This is a genomic window from Streptomyces fradiae (assembly GCF_041270065.1).
Classification (GTDB): domain Bacteria; phylum Actinomycetota; class Actinomycetes; order Streptomycetales; family Streptomycetaceae; genus Streptomyces.
In genome coordinates, this window is record NZ_CP065958.1 from 2,656,587 (window position 1) to 2,677,667 (window position 21,081).

A 21,081-nucleotide genomic window follows, 5' to 3' on the forward strand; every position below is an offset into this window, starting at 1 on the left:
GGACGGGCACTGCGGCCATACTGCTGGCCGGGTAGTAGCCGTCCGCCCCGCCACCGGCAGGACGGGTCGACGTCTGAGACCGAGGGGGAGGTCACGTGACATACCCGCCGAACGCGCCCGCCGCCTCGGCGGCGCAGGGCACCGCCACCGCGCCCGCGCGGCCGGGTTCCGGCGTGCCCGCGCAGAGCGGAGCCGCGGGGCAGGCCGGGCCGGGCCCGGCTGCGGCGCCGCCGCCGCCCGACGGGCCCGGCGCCTGGGCCGAGGCCCGCGCCGTGCTGCGCCGCGCCGCCACCACCGAGCCTGGCCGGCTGCGGATCCTCGGCGCCGTGCTGGCACTGCTCGTCGTCGCCTTCGGCGCCGTCACGGCGTACGAGGTGCTCGACCGCGCCTCGTACGCGGACGACGTGGTGGGCCGCAGCCAGCCGCTGAGCGCGGACGCCGCCGACATCTACCGCTCCCTCGCGGACGCGGACGCCACCGCGGCCAGCGGCTTCCTGGCCGGTCCGCAGGAGTCCGACCAGCTCCGCAAGCGCTACACGGACGACATCGCCACCGCCTCCCGGCTCCTGGTGAAGGCCGCCGCGAGCACCGACGCGGACGGCGGCTCGGGCCGCGAGATCGCCACGCTCAACGAGCATCTGCCGCGCTACACCGGTCTGGTGGAGCGGGCCAGGGCCGCCAACCGGCAGGGCCTGCCGCTCGGCGGCGCCTATCTGCGCTACGCGAACCTGACGATGACGCAGCAGCTGCTCCCGGCCGCCGAGCGGCTGTACGCGGCGGAGACCGAGCGCCTCGCCCAGGACGACGACGAGGCCCGCACCTGGCCGTTCCTGTCGATCGGCCTCGGGCTGCTCGCGCTCGCCGTGCTCGGCTGGGCGCAGCGCCGCAGCTATCTGCGCACCAACCGGGTGTTCAACCGCGGGCTGCTCGGCGCGACCACCGCCTGCGCGGTGGCGCTGCTCTGGCTGGTGGCCGGCCACGGGCTCGCCCGCGCCGGCCTCGACGACGCCCGGGCGCACGGCCAGGAGTCCCTGCAGGTCCTCAACGAGGCCCGGATCGGCTCCCTGAAGGCCCGCGCCAACGAGAACCTGGCCGTGGTGGGCCGCGGCGCCGTGCTCACCGAGGACGGCAAGAACGACAAGTACGAGGCCGACTACACGAGCAGCGCGAAGACGCTGACCGCCGCCCTGGAGGAGGCCGGCCGGCTCGCCGACGACGGCGCGGGCCGCGACCCGGTGGCCGAGGCCACCAGCCGCACCGAGGAGTGGCGCACCCGGCACGCCCAGGCCCGGCAGCTCGACGACGCGGGCGACTTCACGGCCGCCATGAACAAGGTGATCGGCCGCACCGGCTCGACCGGCGAGTCCTTCGACCGGGTCGACGCGGCGCTCGGCCGGGCGCTGTCGCACGAGCAGGACGAGTTCACCCTGGCCGCCGAGGGCGGCCGGGACGCGCTGACCGGGCTGCCGCTGGGCGCGGCGGTCCTCGGCGTGCTCGCCGCGGGGTGCGCCGTGACCGGCGTCAACCGCAGACTGTCGGAGTACCGGTGAGAGGGGGCGGGATGCTGCCGGACGGCGTCGAGCGTACGACCGGGACGGTCCCCGGCCCGCAGGGCACCACGGGCACCACGGGCGGCGGCGCGCCCGCGCGGCGCGGGCCGGCACGGCTCCGTGGGTGGGGCGGGGTGGCCGCGATGGGGGTGGCGTGTTCGCTGACCGCCGCGCTCGCCCTGTTCGCGCTGCCGCGTACCGCCGCCGACGGCGCCGTGCCGTCGCCCGGGCCCGGGCCGGGCGTCGGCAAGGGCGTGCAGGTGCGGGCGGAGAGCGCGGAGAGCTGTCAGAACCCGGAGGCCTCGCTGACGCCGTCGACCGCCGACGGAGAGGCGGTCACCCGGATCAAGAAGCGCGGAAAGCTGATCGTCGGCGTCGACCAGAACAGCTACAAGTGGGGCTTCCGCACGCCGCCGACGGTCACCCGGCAGCCCGACGGCTCGGTCAAGGAGACCCCCGGCGAGCTGGAGGGCTTCGACATCGACCTGGCGAAGGCCATCGCCAAGTCGATCCTCGGCGACGAGAACGCGGTCATCTTCCGCGCGATTCCGACCAACCAGCGGATCGCCGCCCTCGAGGGCGACAAGGTCGACCTCGTGGTGCGGACCATGACGATCAACTGCAAGCGCATCCAGCAGGTCGCCTTCTCCACGGCCTACTTCCAGGCCGGTCAGCAGGTGCTCGCGCCGAAGTCCTCGCCGATCACCGGCTACGACAGCTCGCTGAGCGGCAAGCGGGTGTGCACGGCGGAGGGCTCGACGGCCTTCGAGGCGCTCCAGGAGAAGTCCTTCGGCGCGGTCTACAAGGACGTCGGCGACGGCACCAAGGACGACCCGGACCTGCTGACCGTGCCCAACCAGCTGGACTGTCTGGCCCGGCTGCAGCTGGGCGAGGTCGACGCGGTGGTCACGGACAACGCGCTGGCCGCCGGCCAGGCCGCGCAGGACCCGGCCGTCGAGCTCAAGGGCCGGCCCTTCACCACCGAGTACTACGGAGTGGCGGCGAAGCTGCACAACGACGACCTGGTGCGCCGGGTCAACCAGGTGCTCGTCGAGTACCGGCAGGGCCCCTGGCAGCAGGCGTACGACAAGTGGCTGAAGGCGGACCTGCCGGGGATCGCCGGGCCGCCGGCCCCCATGTACAGGTAGGCCCCCCCCACACACGTAACCCCAGGACAGGCAGCACGAGACGAGAGGTGATCGATGGGCGGCGTCGCGGGACCCCCCGGTTCTCCGGTGATGGACCGGGACGAGGTGGACCGTGCGCTGGCGCGGCTCGGCGCGGAGCACAAGGCGGTCGAGGACTCGCTCCTCGCCCTCCAGGACCACGCCGGCCGCAGACTGCTCGAGGGCGCCGAGCTGACCGGCACGACCCGGGACCGCTGGCAGACCGCCGAGCGGTCGATCACCCTGCTGTGGGCGTACTTCGACGCGTACACGGCCGCCCTGCACGACACCCGTGAGGTACGGGCGAGGCGCCGCTGGCCCGGGCGGGACGAGCTCGTCGAGCTGACCGACCGGCTGCGCGGCGAGAGCGTGCACGTACCGGGAGCAGCCCTGGAACAGGCCGCGCTGGCCGAGCGGTTCACCCTGGACGGGCTCGTCACGCGGATGAACGAGCTGTACGCGTCCTCCCTCGACGTGGTGGTCACCGCCGACGCGGTCTGGTCGGCGCTGCCCGCGCGGATAGACCTGCTCGCCGCCGAGCTGGGCCGGACCCGGTCGCTCGCGCACTCGGTGGGCGTACGGCCCGGGGAGCACCCGGCCGGGGACGAACTGGAGTCGATCACCGCCGAGCTGACCGCGCTGCGCATCCAGGTGGTGTCGGACCCGCTGGCCTTCTGGCGGCCCGCGCAGGGCAGTTCCGCGCCCGGCGGCGGCCGGCCCGACACCGAGCGGTACGACACGGCGGCGCGCGCCCTGGAGGACATCCGGCGCGAGATCGAGGCGGTGCTGCAGGTCCGGCAGGACGCGGAGGAGCGGCTGCTGCGGCTGCGCGACGTGCTGTCCCGGGCGGACCGCACGCTCGCCGAGGCGCGGGCGGCGCGCGGCGAGGTGCTCGCGAAGATCGCCGCGTCCGAGGTGCCGGCGGTCAGCGGGCCGCCGATGGCCCTCCAGGAACGCCTGGCGGCGGCCGCCGAGCACCGCAGGCACGCCCGCTGGCACCGGCTCTCGCCGCTGCTCGATGCCCTGGAGCAGGAGGCGGAAGAGGAACTCCTCCGGGCCCGCGAGTCGTTGACGGCGGTGACCGCGCCGCTCGCGGTCCGCGCGGAACTGCGCGGCCGGCTCGACGCGTACAAGGCGAAGGTGGCCCGGCTCGGCGCGGCGGAGGACCCGCTGCTCGTCGAGCGGTACGACGCGGCCCGCCGGATGCTGTGGAGCGCCCCCTGCGATCTGCGGGTCGCCGAGCAGGCGGTGCTGCGCTACCAGCAGGCGGCGGCGGACGTACTGTCCGGGCCGAGGGATCAGAGGAACGAGTGGTGAGCGGGGGAACCGGAGTGAGCAGCTGTCAGCGTCCGACGTGCGAGGGCTCGTACGAGGACATGGGCGGCGGCGAGCTGTACTGCGACACGTGCGGTCTCGCCCCGGTCGTCGCGCCCGGCGGGATGCTGCAGGCGACCAGGACCGGGATGGCCGTGGCCGGCCGGGGCGGCGACTCGGGCCGTTCCGCGCCCTCCGCCCGTACGTCCTCGCGGTCGGCGCGCTCCTCGGCGTCCCGGCGTTCGGTGTCGGGGCGGCTGTCGCGCTCGCTGTCCGGGCGGAACACGGGCCGTTCGGTGTCGGTGCGCAGCTCGGGCTCGTCGAGCGGCGCCTCGGCGCGCGGCCGGCTGGGCGCGGGCCTGGTCACGGTGCCGGAGGTACCGCGTCCCGACCCGCGGGCCGCGGTGATGGAGAGCCCCGAGGTTCCCGAGAGGAAGCGATTCTGCTCGCGCTCCGACTGCGGTGCGCCGGTGGGCCGTTCGCGCGGAGACCGGGCGGGCCGCACCGAGGGCTTCTGCACCAAATGCGGGCACCCGTACTCCTTCGTGCCGAAGCTGCGCGCGGGCGACGTGGTGCACGGGCAGTACGAGGTGGCGGGCTGTCTCGCGCACGGCGGTCTCGGCTGGATCTATCTGGCCGTCGACAAGGCGGTCTCGGACCGCTGGGTGGTGCTCAAGGGCCTGCTCGACACCGGCGACCAGGACGCGATGGCCGCGGCGATCTCCGAGCGGCGCTTCCTCGCCGAGATCGAGCACTCCAACATCGTCCGCATCTACAACTTCGTCGAGCACCTGGACCAGCGCACCGGCTCCCTGGACGGCTACATCGTCATGGAGTACGTGGGCGGCAAGTCGCTCAAGGAGATCGCCAACGACCGGCGCACCCCGGACGGACGGCGCGATCCGCTGCCGGTCGAGCAGGCCTGCGCGTACGGCATCGAGGCCCTGGAGGCGCTCGGCCATCTGCACAGCCGCAACCTGCTGTACTGCGACTTCAAGGTCGACAACGCGATCCAGACCGAGGACCAGCTGAAGCTCATCGACATGGGCGCGGTCCGGCGGATGGACGACGACGAGTCGGCGATCTACGGCACGGTCGGCTACCAGGCGCCGGAGGTCGCCGAGGTCGGCCCGTCGGTGGCGAGCGACCTGTACACGGTGGCCCGCACCCTGGCGGTGCTGACCTTCGACTTCCAGGGCTACACCAATGTCTTCGCCGACTCGCTGCCCGAGCCGGACGGCATCGAGGTCTTCCGCACCTACGAGTCCTTCTACCGTTTCCTGGTGCGCGCCACCGACCCCGATCCGGCGCGCCGGTTCGGCTCCGCGCAGGAGATGGCGGAGCAGCTGACCGGTGTCCTCCGGGAGGTCGTCGCGCTGCAGTCGGGGCGGCCTCGGCCGGCGCTCTCGACGCTGTTCGGCGCCGAGACGCGGGTCACCGACACCGAGCTGTTCGAGGAGCTGACCGAGGACGTGTCGGTGCTCGGCGCGCGCGAGACCCGGCGGGCCCGGCGCTCGCTGCCGACCGCCGTGACCGGCCGGGCGGGCAGTTTCCTGCGCCTCTTCGACGTGCCGGCGACGGCGCTCGCGCTGCCGGTGCCGCGGGTCGACGCGGCCGATCCCAACGCCGGTTTCCTCGCGGGTCTGCTCGCCGCCGCGCCCGCCGAGCTGATCACCGCGCTGCACGCGGCGCCGGTGGCCTCGCTCGAACTGCGGCTGCGCGAGCTGCGGGCGCGCCTGGAGATGGGCAACCTGGTGGCCGCCGGGCGCAGCCTGGACAACCTGGAGGACGGGCACGCCGACGACTGGCGGGTGGTCTGGTACCGGGGCGTGACCGCGCTGATCGCGGGCGACCGGGAGAGCGCGGCGCTGTCCTTCGACGCGATCTACGACGCCTTCCCCGGCGAGCCGACGCCCAAGCTGGCGCTCGGCGTGTGCGCGGAGCTGCTCGGCCAGCTGGACAACGCCGCCGAGTACTACCGGCTCGTGTGGGCGACCGACCCCAGCTATGTCAGCGCCGCCTTCGGCCTGGCCCGGGTGCAGCTCGCGGCCGGCGACCGGCCCGGCGCGGTGCGCACCCTGGAGTCGGTGCCGGAGTCGTCGATCCACTACACGGCGGCCCGGGTCGCGGCGGTACGGGCCCGGCTGCGCCGGCGGCCCGCGAACGAGCCGCTGGGCGCGGACCTGACGGCCGCCGCCGCGCAGGTCTCGGCGCTGCAGGGCTTCGGCCTGGACGCGGTGCGCCGCGAGCAGCTGTCGACGGAGGTGCTCGGCACGGCCCTGGACTGGGTGCTCTCGGGCAGCCCGGGCGCGGGCCCGGCCGGCACGGTGCTGCTCGGCAGCGCACTGGACGAGCGCGGACTGCGCTTCGGCCTCGAACGCTCCTACCGGGTGCTCGCCCGGCTCGCCCAGCGCGGCGAGGAGAGGATCGAACTGGTGGAGCGGGCCAACCGCTTCCGCCCCAGGACGTGGGTGTGAGTATGCCGCTGAAACCGAAGCCCCCGCACCCCCTGGGGACCTGCCCCGAGTGCGCCGAACCCCTGGAGTCCGGGGACAAGTTCTGCGGCGCGTGCGGCTACGACCTCTCGGCGGCCGAGGTCCCGGACCGCCCGACGGTCCCGATCGCGCTGCCCGTGGACTGGCCGGACGCCCCGCCCCGCGACCCCAACTCCCTGACCACGGCCACCCAGCATCCCGGCGAGCTGCCCGGCACCGACTCGGGCGGCCGCGACCTGCCGACGATCCCGGTGCGGACGGACGGGGTGCCGGAGGCGGGCGAGGGGGCGGTGGCCGACCCGGCAGGCGCGGCCGCGGCCCCCACCGGCGCGACCGGTGAGCACGGGGACGGGGACTTCACCCTGCCCGCGCCCGATCCGCGGGCGGCCCTTGCCGCAGGGGCGGCGGGTGCGGCGGCGGCCGCGGCCGGCGACGACCGGAAGGTGTGTGTGGCCTGCCGGACCGGACGGGTCGACGGGGACGGGTACTGCGAGCACTGCGGGCACGCGCAGCCGCGCGACCGCGATCACATGGAGGAGGAGCTGGCGGCGGTGGCCGCCGTCAGTGACCGGGGGCTGCGGCACCACCGCAACGAGGACTCCTTCGCGGTGGCCTCGGCGGCGCTGCCCGGCGGGCTGCCGGCCGCGCTCGCCGTGGTCTGCGACGGCGTGTCCTCGGCGACCCGCCCCGACGAGGCCTCCGCCGCGGCGGCCACCGCCGCCCGCACCACGCTGCTCGCGGCGCTGCCGCAGGGCACGCACCCGCAGCAGGCCATGCAGGAGGCGATCGTGGCCGCCGCCGACGCGGTCACCGCGCTCGCCGAGCGTCCGGCGGCCGGCGAGCGGGAGCACCAGAACGCCCCGGCCTGCACCATCGTCAGCGCGATCGTCGCCGACGGACTGCTGACCGTCGGCTGGGTCGGCGACAGCCGGGCCTACTGGGTGCCCGACGACCGCGGCACACCGCCCGCCCGGCTCACCGAGGACGACTCGTGGGCCGCGCAGATGGTGGCCGCGGGTCTGATGAACGAGGCGCAGGCGTACGCCGACGAGCGCGCCCACGCGATCACCGGCTGGCTCGGCGCCGACAGCTACGAACTGGAGCCGCACACCGCCGCGTTCAAGCCGGACCGGCCGGGCGTGGTCGTGGTCTGCACGGACGGCCTGTGGAACTACGCCGAGGGCGCCGAGGACATGGCCCGGATCATGCCGCCGGACGCCGCCGAACGCCCGCTGCACGCGGCACAGGTGCTCGTCGGCCACGCCCTGGACGGGGGCGGCCACGACAACATCACGGTCGCGCTGCTGCCGTTCGCGCTCCCGGCGCCGTCCGCTCCGCAGCCGACTCGTACGTGACCTTCCTTCTTCTCTTCTCGTGAGCCGAGGAGCCGAATCACCATGGCCAACTTCTCCAAACCCACCGGGCCGCAGTTCTCGGTGGACGTGTACCAGAACGAGTTCCTGCCGGAGGGCGGCCGGGACGTCAACGCGATCGTCACCGTGACCGCGACCGGCGGCGGCACCGCGCACGGCGCCCTGCCGGCGGCCGGCGGGGGCGGGGCCGGGTCCGCGGCCGTCGTCCTGATGCTCGACTGCTCGGGCTCGATGGACTACCCGGCGACCAAGATGCGCGGCGCCCGCGAGGCGACCGCCGCCGCCATCGACACCCTGCGCGACGGCACCTCCTTCGCCGTCGTCGCCGGCACCCACATCGCGCGCGAGGTGTACCCGGGCGGCGGGCGGCTCGCCGTCGCCGACGCCCGGACCCGCGCCGAGGCCAAGGACGCGCTGCGCGCCCTGAGCGCGAGCGGCGGCACCGCCATCGGCACCTGGCTGCGCCTCGCCGACCGGCTGCTCTCCTCCGCCGACGCCGCCATCCGGCACGGCATCCTGCTGACCGACGGGCGCAACGAGCACGAGTCGCCGGAGGACCTGCGGGCCGCGCTCGACGCCTGCGCGGGCCGCTTCACCTGCGACGCGCGCGGGGTCGGCACCGACTGGGAGGTCGAGGAGGTGCGCGGCATCGCCTCGGCGCTGCTCGGCACCGCCGACATCGTCGCCGACCCGGCCGGACTCGCCGCCGACTTCACCACCATGATGGAAGGCGCCATGGGCAAGGAGGTCGCCGACGTCGCCCTGCGCCTGTGGACCCCGGTCGGGGTGGAGATCGGCTTCGTGAAGCAGGTGGCGCCGACGGTCGAGGACCTGTCCGGGCGGCGCACCGAGGCGGGCCCGCGCGCCGGGGACTACCCGACCGGTTCGTGGGGCGACGAGTCCCGCGACTACCACGTGTCGGTACGGGTGCCCCAGGCCGCCGTCGGCCAGGAGATGCTGGCGGCCCGGGTCTCGCTGATCGTCCCGGACCCGGCGGGCGGCGCGCCGGTGACGCTGTCCCAGGGACTGGTACGGGCGGTGTGGACCGACGACATGGTGATGTCCACCGCGATCAACGCGCAGGTCGCGCACTACACCGGGCAGGCCGAGCTGGCCGACGCCATCCAGCAGGGCATGGACGCCCGCAAATCGGGCGATCACGACGGCGCGACGGCCAAACTCGGGCGCGCGGTGCAGCTCGCGGCGGCCTCCGGGAACGCCGATACCGCGAAACTGCTTTCGAAGGTGGTGGACGTGGTCGACGCCGCGACGGGTACTGTGCGTTTGAAGGCGAAGGTCGCGGAAGCGGACGAGATGACTCTCGAGACGCGCTCCACCAAGACCGTTCGCGTGAAGAAGTAGCCCGTCAGGGCGAGGAAGCCGCCGCCCGGCAGGGCGAGGACGAGGAGAGGGGGAAGCACCGACATGCCGACCTGCCCGAACGGACACCAGTCGGTCTCCGACGACTGGTGCGAGGTCTGCGGCCACCGCATGGCGGCCGGGGCGGGTGCGCCGACGGGTGCCGTACCGCCGCCTCCCCCGCCGCCGCCTCCCGCGTACGGATATCCCGGCCCCGGTGGTCCCGGCCCTGGTGGTCCGGGTGCTCCCGGCGGGCCGGTCCCGCCGCCGCCCGCCGCGCCCGGCGGCTTCGGCCCGGGCGGCGACCCGAACGCCACCGCCCAGGCGGAGCTCTGCCCGCAGTGCCGGACGCCGCGCGAGCACATGGCGCCGTTCTGCGAGGAGTGCCGCTGGAACTTCCTCACCAACACGGCGACCTCCTACACCCCGCTCGCCCCGCAGAGCGCGCCCCACGCGCCGCAGGGCCCGGGTCCGCAGGGTCCGCCGCCCGGTCTGAACCTGCCGCCGGGCTTCCAGTCCCCGCCGGTGCAGGGTCAGCCGCCGCAGGGCCCGCCGATGCCGCCTCAGCCCATGCCGCCGCAGCCCGTTCCGGGCCAGCCGATGCAGGGTCAGCAGCCGGACCCGTTCGACTACCAGGGCTCGCGGCCCTCGCAGGTGAACCGGCCGGCCGAGCCGCTGGGCGCCGACCCGACGCACCACCAGGCGCCGCCGCGCCCGCCGATGCCGCAGGCCCCGCAGGCGCCCCAGGCCCCGCATGGCTTCCCGGCCGCGCCGCCGCAGGCCGCGCCCCCGCAGCCCGCCCCGCCGCAGCCGCGGGCCGACGACGACTGGATGCTGTCGCCGCCCTCGATGCCGCAGCCCCCGGCCCCGGCCCCCGCGCCGATGGGTCCCGGTCCGATGGGCGGTCCGCCGCCGCAGTTCCAGCAGGGCCCGCCGCCGGTCCCGCAGCCCCAGGCCCCGCAGGCGCCTCAGGCTCCTCAGCCGCAGGTTCCGCAGCCGCAGCTCGGCTGGACCGCGGTGATCGGCCCGGACCGCGAGTACTTCATGGCGATGATGCAGCGCAGCGGCCCGGAGGCCGGGGGGCTCAACCTCCCCGCGTACTCCCCCGAGCAGCACATCCCGCTGCAGGGCAACCAGATCAGCATCGGCCGCCGCCGGCACTCCACCGGCGAGTCGCCCGACATCGACCTGTCGGTGCCGCCGGAGGACCCGGGCGTCTCGCACCAGCACGCGGTGCTGGTGGCGCAGCCGGACGGTTCGTGGGCGGTGGTGGACCAGAACTCCACCAACGGCACGACGATCAACGGCTCGCCCGACCCGATCCAGCCCTATGTGCCGGTGCAGCTCCAGGAGGGCGACCGGGTGCACGTCGGCGCCTGGACGACGATCACCGTACGGCGCGGCTGAAAGCCGAAAGCCCTGAAGAACGGCTAGAGCTCCGGCAGGGGCCAGGCATACGGCCCTTCGGGGTCGTCCAGCCAGGCCCACTGCCGGCCGCCGCTCACCGTCACCCCGAAGCGCTCTCGCTCCGGCCGCCGTTCGCGCTGCCAGAGCGAGAGCGCTTCGCGCAGGTCGAGGCGGTCGCCGGCCAGGCCGGTCAGGAACTGGAAGCCCTCGTCCTCGTACACCCGCCGGGGCACTCCGGCGGTGCGCGGGCGCGGGGTGCGGGCGGCGGAACCGCGCAGGGCGACGAAGTACGCGGAGCCGGCCAGGAAGCGGCCCTCGGCGCGGTCCCGGTCGCGGACCGCGAGCACCAGCAGGCCGGTGGAGAGCGGGGTGAGGATCCGCGCGTCGGGGCGGCACTGGGCCAGCCAGGCGTACGGGACGGAGGGCACCGCGCAGGTCGCCACGATCCGGTCGTACGGGGCGCGCTCGGGGCAGCCGCGGGCGCCGTCGCGGGTGAGCACGGCCGGTCGGTACCCGGCGGCGGCGAGGTGGGCGCGGGCGGACTCGGCGATCTCCTCGTCGAGGTCGACGGTGGTGACGTGGGCGTCGCCGAGGCGGTGGCAGAGCAGCGCCGCGTGGTAGCCGGTGCCGGCGCCGATCTCCAGGACGTCGTGCCCGTCGCGTACGTCCAGGGCTTCGAGCATCTTCGCCATCAGGGAGGGCTGGCTGGCGGAGGAGAGCAGTTCGCCGTCCCGGACCCGGGTGGCGAGGGCGAGGTCGCGGTAGGCGCCGCGCAGCCAGCGGGTCCGGCGGGCCGGGTCGGGGTCGCCGGACCAGCGGCGTTCGTAGCCGGCGGGCCCGGCGACGTAGTAGGACGGCACGAAGAGATGGCGCGGGACGGCGGCGAAGGCCGCGCGCCAGACGGGCTCGCGCAGGGCGCCGTACGCCTCGATCTCCCGCACCAGTGCCCGCCGGGCCCGCGCGCCCTCCTCCGCGAACGGGTCGCGCCGTGCCTCCTCCATGTCTCCACTGTCCTGCGCCCCGCCCGGATCCGGCCACAGGTCCTAGACCTCCGGTCCTCGTCCGGTGCGTCTGAGACGATGGAACGGTGAACGAGATTCCGCGCGGCACGCTTCAGGAGCAGACCTTCTACGAGCAGGTGGGGGGCGAGGAGACCTTCCGTCGCCTGGTCCACCGCTTCTACCAGGGCGTCGCGGAGGACCCTCTGCTGAAGCCGATGTACCCGGAGGAGGACCTGGGCCCGGCCGAGGAGCGGCTCGCGCTGTTCCTCATGCAGTACTGGGGCGGTCCGAACACCTACAGCGACCGCCGCGGCCATCCGCGGCTGCGGATGCGGCACGCGCCGTTCACCGTCGACCGGGCGGCGCACGACGCGTGGCTGCGGCACATGCGGGACGCGGTGGACGAGCTGGAGCTGGCGCCGGAGCACGAGGAGCAGCTGTGGCGCTATCTGACGTACGCCGCCGCCTCGATGATCAACACCGCTGACTGAGCGGCGGCTGAGCGCCCCACCGGCCGCGGACTGACCGCCTGCTCGCGGACGAACACATTCCGGTGACCTGACGCCGGATAACGGTCACGATCGCGTCAAGGTGGGCGCGAAAGCGGTTTCCGGATCCGATGCCCTCTGAAAGCATCCGAAGAACGTTCGATAGTGAACGATCACGGTGTTTTCAGGGGGGAACCGGGTGACGGGGTTCGTACTGCTGCGCGTCAGGGCGCACCGGCTGCTCCTGGCCGCGGCCCTGCTCGCGGTCCTCCTGACCACCTCCGTCCTCGCCACCCTGGCCGCGTTCTCCGGTTCCGTCGGCGACGCCGCGCTGCGGAGCACCCTCACCGGCCGCTCCGCCCCCGCCGCCGCCCTCGTGGTCAGCGGCCGGATCCCGGACGCCAAGCGGGCGAGCGCCGACGCGGCCGCCCGCGCGGGCGCCGAGCGGACCTTCGCCGGGCTCCCGGTCACCGTGCGGAAGCTGGAGACCTCGGGGCCGTACGCCCTGCCCCGCTCGCTCCAGCCGCCCGCCGCGCGCTCCGGCGAGCCGGACCTCACCCAGTTCGCGGCGCTCGACCGCTCCCGGATCAGCCTGGTGCGGGGTACCTGGCCGAAGGCCGGCGGGGCCCGCGACGCGGTCGAGAGCGCCGTGCCCGAGGAGGCCGCGCGCCGGCTCGGGGTGGCCCCGGGCGCCGTCCTGAAGCTCACCGACCGGCTCACCGGCGCCACCGTGACGACCCGGATCACCGGCGTCTACCGGCCCGTCGACACCGCCGACCTCTACTGGCAGCTCGACCCGGCGGCCGGCCGCGGCGTGAAGACCCTGGTCTTCACCACGTACGGCCCGCTGCTCACCGATCCCGCCCTGCTCGGCTCCGGGCGGCTCACCGCCGGCGACACCTCCTGGCTCGGCGTGGCCGACTACACCGGTCTCACCACCGACCGGATGGACGGTCTGCGGACCGCCGCCACCGAGGGCCCCAAGGCGCTGCTCGCCGACACCGCGGGCTTCGGCACCACCATCAGCGCCACCACCTCGCTGCCGACCGTCCTGGAGCAGACCGACCGGGCGCTGCTCGTCGCCCGCTCCACCCTCTCCATCGTGGCCGTGCAGCTGGTGCTGCTCGCCGCCTACGCGCTGCTGCTCGTCGCCCGGCTGCTCAGCACCGAACGCTCCGGCGAGACCGACCTGCTGCGGGCGCGGGGCGCCTCGCGCCGCCGGATCGCCGGACTCGCCGCCGTCGAGGCGCTGTTCCTCGCGCTGCCCGCCGCGATCGCCGCGCCGCTGCTCTCCGGCCCGCTGACCCGGCTCGTCGCCGACCGGACCACGCTCGACGCGCTCGGCGGCGGGCTCGGCGCCGCTCCCCCGCCCACGGTCTGGCTGGTGGCCGCCGCGGTCGCGCTGTGCTGCGCCGCCGCCGTCGTCGCCCCCGCGCTCGCCACCGGGGACGGCGCCGGGATCTCGCTGCGCAAGGGCCGTTCCGCCGCGCTGCCCGGACCCGTCCGGGCCGGCGCCGACCTCGCGCTGCTGCTCGTCGCGGGCATCGCGTACTGGCAGCTCGACCGGCAGACCGGCGGCGGCGCGCTCGCCGGGGACCGTACCGGCACCCTCGGCGTCGACCCGCTGCTGGTCGCCGCGCCCGCGCTCGGGCTGCTCGCCGGCACCGTCCTCACCCTGCGGCTGCTGCCGCCCGCGGCCCGGCTGGCCGAGCGGCGCGCCGCGGGCGGCCGGGGTCTGCCGGCGGCGCTCGCCGGCTGGCAGTTCAGCCGCCGGCCGCTGCGCGGCGCGGGCCCGGTGCTGCTGCTCGTACTCGCCGTCGCCATGGGAATGCTGGCGATCGGCCAGCGCGACTCCTGGGACCGTTCGCAGCGCGACCAGGCCGACTTCCGCACCGGCGCGGACCTGCGGGTGCTGAGCGCGGGCCCCGGCGAACTCGCCAGGACCGAGCGGCTCGCGGCCATGCCGGGCGTACGGCAGGCCGCGCCGGTGCACCGGGGCAGCACCGACCTCACCGGCCGCAACGCCACCGTGCTCGCCATGGACACCCGGCGGGCCGCCGACGGCATGCTGTTCCGCCCCGATCTCGCGGGCGGCTCGGCGGCCGAGCGGCTCGCCGCCGTACAGCCCAAGGCCGGTCCCCGTACGGGCGTCGAACTGCCCGGGGACACCCGCGCCCTGGCGCTCACGCTGCGCGCCGGCGCACCCGGCGGCCCACCGCCCGCCCGGGTCACCGTCGTCCTGGAGGACGGCTACGGCGTCCCGTACCGCCGGCTGCTCGGCACCCTCCCGGCCGACGGGCGCAGCCACCGGCTCCAGGTGGCCCTGCCCGAACTCGCGGACGCCCGGGGCTTCGTGCTGACCGGCCTGGAGATCAGCGGCGAGGCGGCGGACGGCGGCCCGCACCGGCTCGCGGTCGAGGGGCTGGTCTCGATGGGCGCCGGCAAGGCCCAGCGGCCGATCGGCACGAGCGGCACGAGCGGCTCCCTTGCCGAATGGACCGGCGAGTACCGGGCCGAGCGCGACAACGGCGAGACCACGGCCCAGCCGGTGGCTGCCGGCTCCGGCTCCGGTTCCGGCTCCGGCTCCGGCGTGCTGCTCTCCGCGCCCTTCACCGTCGGGCCCGGCGAGGCCGGTCCCGGCACCGACGGCTACACGCTGTCCCTGTCCGCCCCGCGCGGCGCCCGGCCGGCGACGGTCCCGGCGCTCGCCACCGACGCCTTCCTCGCGGCGACCCGCGCGAAGGAGGGCGACACCGTCGGCGTCACCTTCGGCGGCGCCACCCTCAAGGTGACGATCGCCGGCACGGTCCGCGAACTGCCCACCACCGGGCCCGGCGCCCGGGCCGTCACCGCGGCCTCCCCCGACTCCGTCCCGCAGGACGGCGGCGCGATCCTGGTCGACCTGAACACCGCCAACCAGGCCCTGTCCGGCGCCCCGGGCGCGACCCTGGCGCCCACCGAGTGGTGGCTCACCACCGCCCCGGGCAAGGCCGCCGAGGTCGCCAGGACCCTCCGGTCCGGCAGCGACGCCGACCCCTCCCTGGTGCTCGTACGGGACGAGGCCGCGGCCGAACTCCTCGGCGACCCGCTCGGCGCCGGCCCCAACTCCGCCCTCATGGCGGTCGCGGCGGCCGCCGCCGCCCTCGCCGCCGTCGGCTTCGCCGTCTCCTCGGCCGGCTCCCTGCGGGAACGCAGCCGCGAGTTCGGCCTGCTCCGCGCCCTCGGCGCCCCACGCCGCCAACTCGCCCGCCTGCTCGCCGCCGAACAGGGCCTCCTCGTCGGCATCGGCCTGCTCGTCGGCGTCGCCCTCGGCACCGTCCTCACCCGCGCGGTCGTCCCCCTGATCGTCCTCACCGCCCAGGCCGACCGCCCGGTCCCCACCCCTCTGGTCCAACTCCCCCTCCCCCACGTGGCCCTGCTCCTCGCCGCCGTCGCCGCGCTCCCCCTGACGATCGTCGCCACCATCGCCCTCCGCCGCACGGACCCGGCGTCCACCCTGCGCACCCAGGGGGACCAGTGACGACACCGACCACGGGGACCGCGATGCTGCCGGCCGCCACCCGAGGGGGCGTCTGATGCCGGCCACCCGCTCCCCGCAGCCACCGTCCTCCACCTCCCCCGCCCGCGGAAAGGCGAACGCCATGCCCCGCAAGCCCGTCCGCTCCGTGGCGCCCTGGGTCCGTACCCGACTGCGGACGGCGCCGGGGGCGGCGTTCGCGTATGGGCTGCTCGTGCTGGTGACGGCGTTCCTCGCCGCCGCGCTGCCGCGGACCGTGGACACGTACGAGACCGAGGGGCTGTGGCACGCCGTCGGCAGTGCCGAGCCGCGCACCAGCGCGCTGACGCTGACCACCGACGTGCCGAGCAGCCTGGCGCCGGAGGCGCGGGCGGCGGAGTTCGCGCCGGAGAAGCTGAGGGCGATCCGGGACGAGCTGCTCCCGGCGCTGCCGGCGCCGTTGCGGGCGGACCCCGTCGGGTCGGCGTACGGGGTGCGGACGACCAAGCGGCTGACGGCGCCCGATCCGTTCCTGACCCGGCCGGACGGGGTGGCCCCGCAGTTCGTCCTGGACGCCCCGTCCGACCTGGCCGGGCATGCCACGCTCACGGCCGGCCGTATGCCACGGGGCACGGCCGACGGAAGCGCGGGCGGCATGGAGGCGGCGGTCAGCACCAAGACCGCCAAGGCCATCGGCATCAGGGTCGGCTCCGTCGTCCACGTCCCGGGCGTCGACGGCAACCCGAAGCCGGTCACCGTCACCGGCATCGTCGAGCCGCGCGGGACCGAGGGCCCCTACTGGGCGACCGAGCCGGTCCTTCACGACCCGTTCCTGGACGCCACGAAGGAGGACGAGCCCCGCTACTACTGGGTGGGCACCCTCCTCGTATCGCCCGAGAGCGCGCCCGCGACGGTCGGCACGCTCGGCGAGCCCGAGCAGTACTGGCGGTTCGCGCCCGACGTCCGCCACCTCACCGCCCTCGACACCGAACGGCTCACCGCCGCCCTCGACTCGGCGGGCGACGGACCGGCCCTGGTGAAGCTGCGCGATGTCCTCGGCGCCGGCGGGGCGTTCGGCACCGACCTCGACGAGATCCTCGCCGGGTACGCGGGCACCCGCACCGCCATCGCCTCGGTCGTCGCCGTCGCCGCCTTCGGCATCGGCGCCGTCGCCCTCGTCGTCCTCGCCATGACCGGCAGCCTCTTCACCGCCCGCCGGCACCACGAACTCGCCCTGCTGCGCTCGCGCGGCGCCTCCCTGACCGGCATCGGCGGCCGGCTGCTCGCCGAGACCGCCGCGATCGCCGTGCCCGCCGCCGCGCTCGGACTGCTCCTCGCCGTGCTGCTCGCGGGCGGCGCCGGGGCCCGGCTGCTGCCCGCCTGCGCGGGCGCCGCCGCCGTCGCCGCGGTCGCCTCCCTGGTGCTGCCGGTGCGCGCGGTGTTCCTGCACCGCAGGCCCCAGCTGCACGGCGGCCGCGAGGACCTGATCGGCGCCCGGCCCTCCACCCGCCGCACCGTCGCCGAACTGACCTTCCTCGTCCTCGCCGTGGCCGCCGTCACCGCGCTGCGCCGCCGCGGCACCGGCGACTCCGGCGACTACCTGGTCAGCGCCGCGCCGGTGCTCGTCGCCCTGATCGCCGCGTTCGCGCTCGTGCGGCTCTATCCGCTGCCGCTGCGCTGGGCCGCCCGGCCCATCCGCAGGCTGCGCGGCGCGATCGGCTTCCTGTCCCTCGCCCGGGCGGGCCGCTCGTCCGCCTCGGGCGCGCTGCCGCTGCTCGCCCTGCTGCTCGCGCTGACGACGGCCGCGTTCGGCGGCTCCGTGCTCACCGGGGTGTCCGACGTCCGCGACACGGCCGCCTACCTGGCCACCGGCGCCGACGCCCGGGTGGTCGGCGAACTGGCCTCGGCCCCGCTGCCCGCCGGCGTCGCCGAGAAGGTACGGGGCGTCCCCGGCGTCCGGGAGGTGTCGCCCGTGCAGGTCGAGTACGGGCTCGAACTGCCCTCGCACCGCGGCACCTCCGACCACGGCATGGGCGCCCCGCTGATCGGCGTCGAGCCCGCCTCGTACACCCGGCTCGCGGCCCGTACCGGCATCGGCGGCTTCCCCGCCGGGCTGCTCAAGGCCACCGGCACGGGCGGCCCCGGGCACGTCGGGGACAACGCCCGGGTGATCCCGGCCATCGCCTCGCCGCGGGTCGCCGAACGCCTCGGCGACAAGCCCATGGAGATCACCGCGGCGGCCGGCCGCTTCCATGTGAAGGTGGTCGCCGTCCGCACCGCCACCCCCGGCCTGCCCGACAAGGAGTTCCTCGTCGTCAACGGCGCGGACCTCACCAACCGGGCGGCCACCTCCCTGCTCGTCACCGGCGGCAAGGACGGCGCCCTCGACGGGCCGGCGCTGCGGAGCGCGGTCAGCGGGGTGAACCAGACCCTCCAGGTGGTGCTGCGCGCGGAGAGGCGGGCCGCGTACGTCGACTCGCCCATGCAGACGGGCGCCGAGCGGATCTACCGCGCGGCGATCGGCGCGGGCGCGGGCTACGCCGTCCTGGCCGTGCTGCTCTCGCTGCTGCAGGCCGCGCCCGAGCGCACCACGCTGCTCGCCCGGCTGCGCACCATGGGCCTCACCCGCCGCCAGGGCCGGCAGCTGCTCGGGCTCGAAGCGCTGCCGCAGGCGGTCCTCGCGGCCGTGGGCGGCGTCCTCGTGGGCTGGGCGACGATCGCGCTGCTCTCGCCGGGCATCGACCTGATCCGGCTGGCGCTCGCCGCCGCGCCGGACGAGGCGATGGCCCTGGGCACCGCGCTGCGGGCGGACGGCTGGTCGCTCGCGGTCCCGGCGGTCGCGGTGGTGCTCCTCACCGGCGCGGTGGCCGGAACGCAGGCGTGGTGGGTGGCCCGCAGGGGCTCGATCAAGGAACTCAGGGCAGGAGACGCACGATGACCACGACAACCTCGGGGACCAGTGGCACCTCTACGACGACCCTGGAGGAGCTGGAGCGGCGGGCGACGGCGCGCCGGGACCGGCCCTCGTACGGACACGACGCGCTGATCGCCTGCGACCGGCTGGTGCGCATCTTCACCACCGACGGGGTGGAGGTGCAGGCCCTCCAGGGCCTGGACCTGCTGGTGACGGAGGGCGAGCTGATGGCGCTCGTCGGCGCCTCCGGCTCCGGCAAGTCGACCCTGATGAACATCCTGGCCGGGCTCGACGTGCCGACCGCCGGCGCGGCCAAGGTCGCGGGCTGCGACCTGCTCGCCATGGACGGCAAGGCCCGGCTGCGCTACCGCCGCGAGGTCGTCGGCTTCGTCTGGCAGCAGACCGCCCGCAATCTCCTCCCCTATCTGACGGCGGCTCAGAATGTGGCCCTTCCCATGCAGTTGAAGGACGGGCGCAAGGGCGGCACCCGCCAGAAGGCCCGGCGGGCCGAGGAGCTGCTCGCGATGCTCGGCATGTCCGAGCACGCCGACCGGCGCCCGCACCAGATGTCCGGCGGTCAGCAGCAGCGGGTGGCCATCGCCGTCGCCCTCGCCAACAACCCCTCGGTGCTGCTCGCCGACGAACCCACCGGCGAGCTGGACTCGGCTACCGGCGAGCAGGTCTTCGCCGCGTTCCGGCGCGCCAACGAGGAGCTGGGCACCACCATCGTGATCGTCACCCACGACCAGGCGGTCGCCTCCGAGGTGCGCCGCACCGTCGCCATCCGCGACGGCCGCACCTCCTCCGAGGTGCTGCGCCGCACCGAGGTCGACGAGACGGGCCAGGAGTCCCTGGTGGCCCGGGAGTACGCGATGCTCGACCGCGCGGGCCGGCTCCAGCTGCCCGCCGAGTACACCGAGGCCCTGGAGATGCGGCACCGGGTGGCGCTCGAACTGGAGCAGGACCACATCGGGGTGTGGCCGGACGACAAGGGCTGAATCCGCCCAATCGTCCGCTAGCGCAGGGCCAGGAGCCCGGCGGCCGTGGGCTTGAAACCGCACTGCTCGTAGAAGGCGGCGAGGTGCGGCTCGTGGTCGACGTGCAGCCAGTGCGCGCCGCGCCCGCGCGCGGCCTCGGCCGCCTCGCGTACCAGCGCGACGCCAAGACCCCGGCGGCGCTCGCCGGGGTGGACGGTGGTGTCGAGCAGGAAGGCGTGCGCGCCGCCGTCGCCGACGACGTTCACATAGCCGACGAGCCGGCCGTCCCGCCACGCGGTGACATGCAGCAGCCGGCGGGCGAACACGGCGGTGAAGTCGGTGTCCCGGTGGCCGGGCCAGGAGGCGTGGAAAAGCGTGTCGAGCGCGTCGGAGGTCAGCTCGGCGTCGACGGCGAGCACCACATCGGTCGCCGGTTCCGTCACCGGGCGGCCGGCGTGACCGTGAGGGACGTCTGTACGGTACGGAGCGCGACCGACCCGTACGGGGTGCGCAGCCGCAGCCAGGGCCCGGCAGCGAACAGGGCGACCGGGAGCTGGGCACCGGGGAGGTCCGGCAGGAAGCCGAGGGACTGGGCGGCGTGCACGGCGCGCAGCGGGAGGCCCGTGTCGGCGAGGGTGCGGGACCAGATCTCGCGGCCGATGCGGTCGCGCTCGGCGCGGGTGCGCCGCTCCTCGGGCAGTTCCTCGTCGCGGGTGCGGAACTCGGCCACGGCCGCGCCGACCGCGCCGCGCATCGCGGCTGCGTCCGGCAGCCCGGCGACCGGCTCCCAGCCGCCGCGCGGCGGCAGGACCCCGGCCCACGGGGGGCCGGTGACGGCGTCGGGGACGACCGCCTTGCCCGCGGACTCCTCGATGCCCTCCAGGAGCTCGCCGGCGGACACGGTCACGTCCAGGTCGACGGAGTCGACCAGGCGGGCCGTGCGGATCGCGATGACCTCGAACGACGGCGGGCGTCCGAACACGGCGAGCGCGCCGCCCCCGGCCTGGAGGCGGACGGCGGCGGCCCGGTCGTAGTGCAGCAGCCGGCGCAGGAAGGCGGCGAGGCCCGCCGCCTCCCTGGCGTCGTCGAAGTGCAGCGGAGCGAGAGGAGTCACGGGGCCGAGGTCATCCCGTCGTCCATGTACTCCTTGAGGAAGGACTTCTCCTCGTCGGAGATGCGGCGCGGACGCTGCGTCTCCAGGTTGAACGGCACGACGACCGTGGACGCCCGCACGTACGTGACGTCGGGGTCCTTGATCTCGTACGCGATCGTCAGCGAGGCCGCGCCCATCTTCGTCACCCAGGACTCGATGGTGACCGGCTCGTGCCGGTGCACAAGGGGTCGCAGGTAGTCGATCTCGTGGCGGGCCACGACGGACCCGCCGGAGAACGACGGACTTCCGTCCCCCGGTGCCAGCCGGAACATGAAGTCGATCCGCGCCTCCTCCAGGTAGCGGAGGAAGACCACGTTGTTGACGTGGCCGAACGCGTCCATGTCCGACCAGCGGAGGGGGCAGGAGTAGATGTGCCGGGCCATGAGCT

General features: G+C 75.5%; 15 protein-coding genes. 11 read left to right on the plus strand and 4 right to left on the minus strand.

The genetic code is table 11. The features are described from left to right. Positions 1-95 precede the first annotated feature (95 nt). The 7 genes from JAO84_RS11955 (at position 96) to JAO84_RS11985 (ending at position 10,664) form a co-directional block, all read left to right on the plus strand. Entirely contained in the window at positions 96-1,550 is a 1,455-nt protein-coding gene (locus JAO84_RS11955; RefSeq protein ID WP_370412849.1) for a hypothetical protein, read from the plus strand. Positions 1,551-1,561: 11 nt separating this feature from the next. Further along, positions 1,562-2,698, plus strand: a complete 1,137-nt coding sequence (locus JAO84_RS11960; protein ID WP_370412850.1) for a glutamate ABC transporter substrate-binding protein — start codon at positions 1,562-1,564, stop codon at positions 2,696-2,698. Between the two features lie 90 nt (positions 2,699-2,788). Further along, positions 2,789-4,033: a hypothetical protein gene (locus tag JAO84_RS11965; RefSeq protein WP_370412851.1), complete on the plus strand. Its 1,245-nt coding sequence runs from the start codon at positions 2,789-2,791 to the stop codon at positions 4,031-4,033. A 59-nt stretch (positions 4,034-4,092) separates the two neighbouring features. Continuing rightward, entirely contained in the window at positions 4,093-6,507 is a 2,415-nt protein-coding gene (locus tag JAO84_RS11970; RefSeq protein WP_370416730.1) for a tetratricopeptide repeat protein, read from the plus strand. A gap of 2 nt (positions 6,508-6,509) precedes the next feature. Next, on the plus strand, positions 6,510-7,880 hold the full coding sequence (locus tag JAO84_RS11975; protein ID WP_370416731.1) for a PP2C family serine/threonine-protein phosphatase: 1,371 nt from the start codon (positions 6,510-6,512) through the stop codon (positions 7,878-7,880). A 42-nt stretch (positions 7,881-7,922) separates the two neighbouring features. Beyond that, the gene (locus tag JAO84_RS11980) at positions 7,923-9,260 is read left to right on the plus strand and encodes a VWA domain-containing protein (RefSeq protein ID WP_370412852.1); all 1,338 of its coding nucleotides are present in this window, start codon (positions 7,923-7,925) and stop codon (positions 9,258-9,260) included. Positions 9,261-9,323: 63 nt separating this feature from the next. Then, positions 9,324-10,664, plus strand: a complete 1,341-nt coding sequence (locus tag JAO84_RS11985; protein ID WP_370412853.1) for an FHA domain-containing protein — start codon at positions 9,324-9,326, stop codon at positions 10,662-10,664. Between the two features lie 23 nt (positions 10,665-10,687). On the opposite strand, the gene JAO84_RS11990 is transcribed toward JAO84_RS11985, so the two are convergent. Next, on the minus strand, positions 10,688-11,665 hold the full coding sequence (locus JAO84_RS11990; protein ID WP_370412854.1) for a methyltransferase domain-containing protein: 978 nt from the start codon (positions 11,663-11,665) through the stop codon (positions 10,688-10,690). Positions 11,666-11,751: 86 nt separating this feature from the next. On the opposite strand from JAO84_RS11990, the gene JAO84_RS11995 reads away from it, so the two are divergent. The 4 genes from JAO84_RS11995 to JAO84_RS12010 all read left to right on the plus strand — a co-directional run bounded on the left by JAO84_RS11995 (position 11,752) and on the right by JAO84_RS12010 (position 19,561). Beyond that, positions 11,752-12,156, plus strand: coding sequence for a globin (locus tag JAO84_RS11995; RefSeq protein ID WP_265862492.1), 405 nt, complete (start codon positions 11,752-11,754; stop codon positions 12,154-12,156). 196 nt (positions 12,157-12,352) lie between these two features. Beyond that, positions 12,353-15,673 (plus strand): FtsX-like permease family protein, encoded by a 3,321-nt coding sequence (locus tag JAO84_RS12000; protein WP_370412855.1) that lies wholly within the window; start codon positions 12,353-12,355, stop codon positions 15,671-15,673. Between the two features lie 121 nt (positions 15,674-15,794). Next, on the plus strand, positions 15,795-18,587 hold the full coding sequence (locus JAO84_RS12005) for an FtsX-like permease family protein (RefSeq protein WP_370412856.1): 2,793 nt from the start codon (positions 15,795-15,797) through the stop codon (positions 18,585-18,587). After that, a complete protein-coding gene (locus JAO84_RS12010; RefSeq protein WP_370412857.1) occupies positions 18,584-19,561 on the plus strand; it encodes an ABC transporter ATP-binding protein in 978 nt (325 codons plus the stop codon). The genes JAO84_RS12005 and JAO84_RS12010 overlap by 4 nt, the downstream gene beginning before the upstream one ends. Positions 19,562-19,578: 17 nt before the next feature. Here the strand turns inward: JAO84_RS12010 and JAO84_RS12015 are convergent, their stop codons facing one another. The 3 genes from JAO84_RS12015 to JAO84_RS12025 are packed head-to-tail and all read right to left on the minus strand — an operon-like array spanning position 19,579 to position 21,076. Continuing rightward, positions 19,579-19,983 carry a GNAT family N-acetyltransferase gene (locus tag JAO84_RS12015; protein WP_370412858.1) on the minus strand — a complete coding sequence of 135 codons (405 nt, stop codon included), beginning with the start codon at positions 19,981-19,983 and terminating at the stop codon, positions 19,579-19,581. After that, positions 19,980-20,654 carry a hypothetical protein gene (locus tag JAO84_RS12020; RefSeq protein WP_370412859.1) on the minus strand — a complete coding sequence of 225 codons (675 nt, stop codon included), beginning with the start codon at positions 20,652-20,654 and terminating at the stop codon, positions 19,980-19,982. The genes JAO84_RS12015 and JAO84_RS12020 overlap by 4 nt, the downstream gene beginning before the upstream one ends. Continuing rightward, positions 20,651-21,076, minus strand: coding sequence for a thioesterase family protein (locus tag JAO84_RS12025; RefSeq protein WP_365756856.1), 426 nt, complete (start codon positions 21,074-21,076; stop codon positions 20,651-20,653). The genes JAO84_RS12020 and JAO84_RS12025 overlap by 4 nt, the downstream gene beginning before the upstream one ends. Positions 21,077-21,081: the final 5 nt, after the last annotated feature.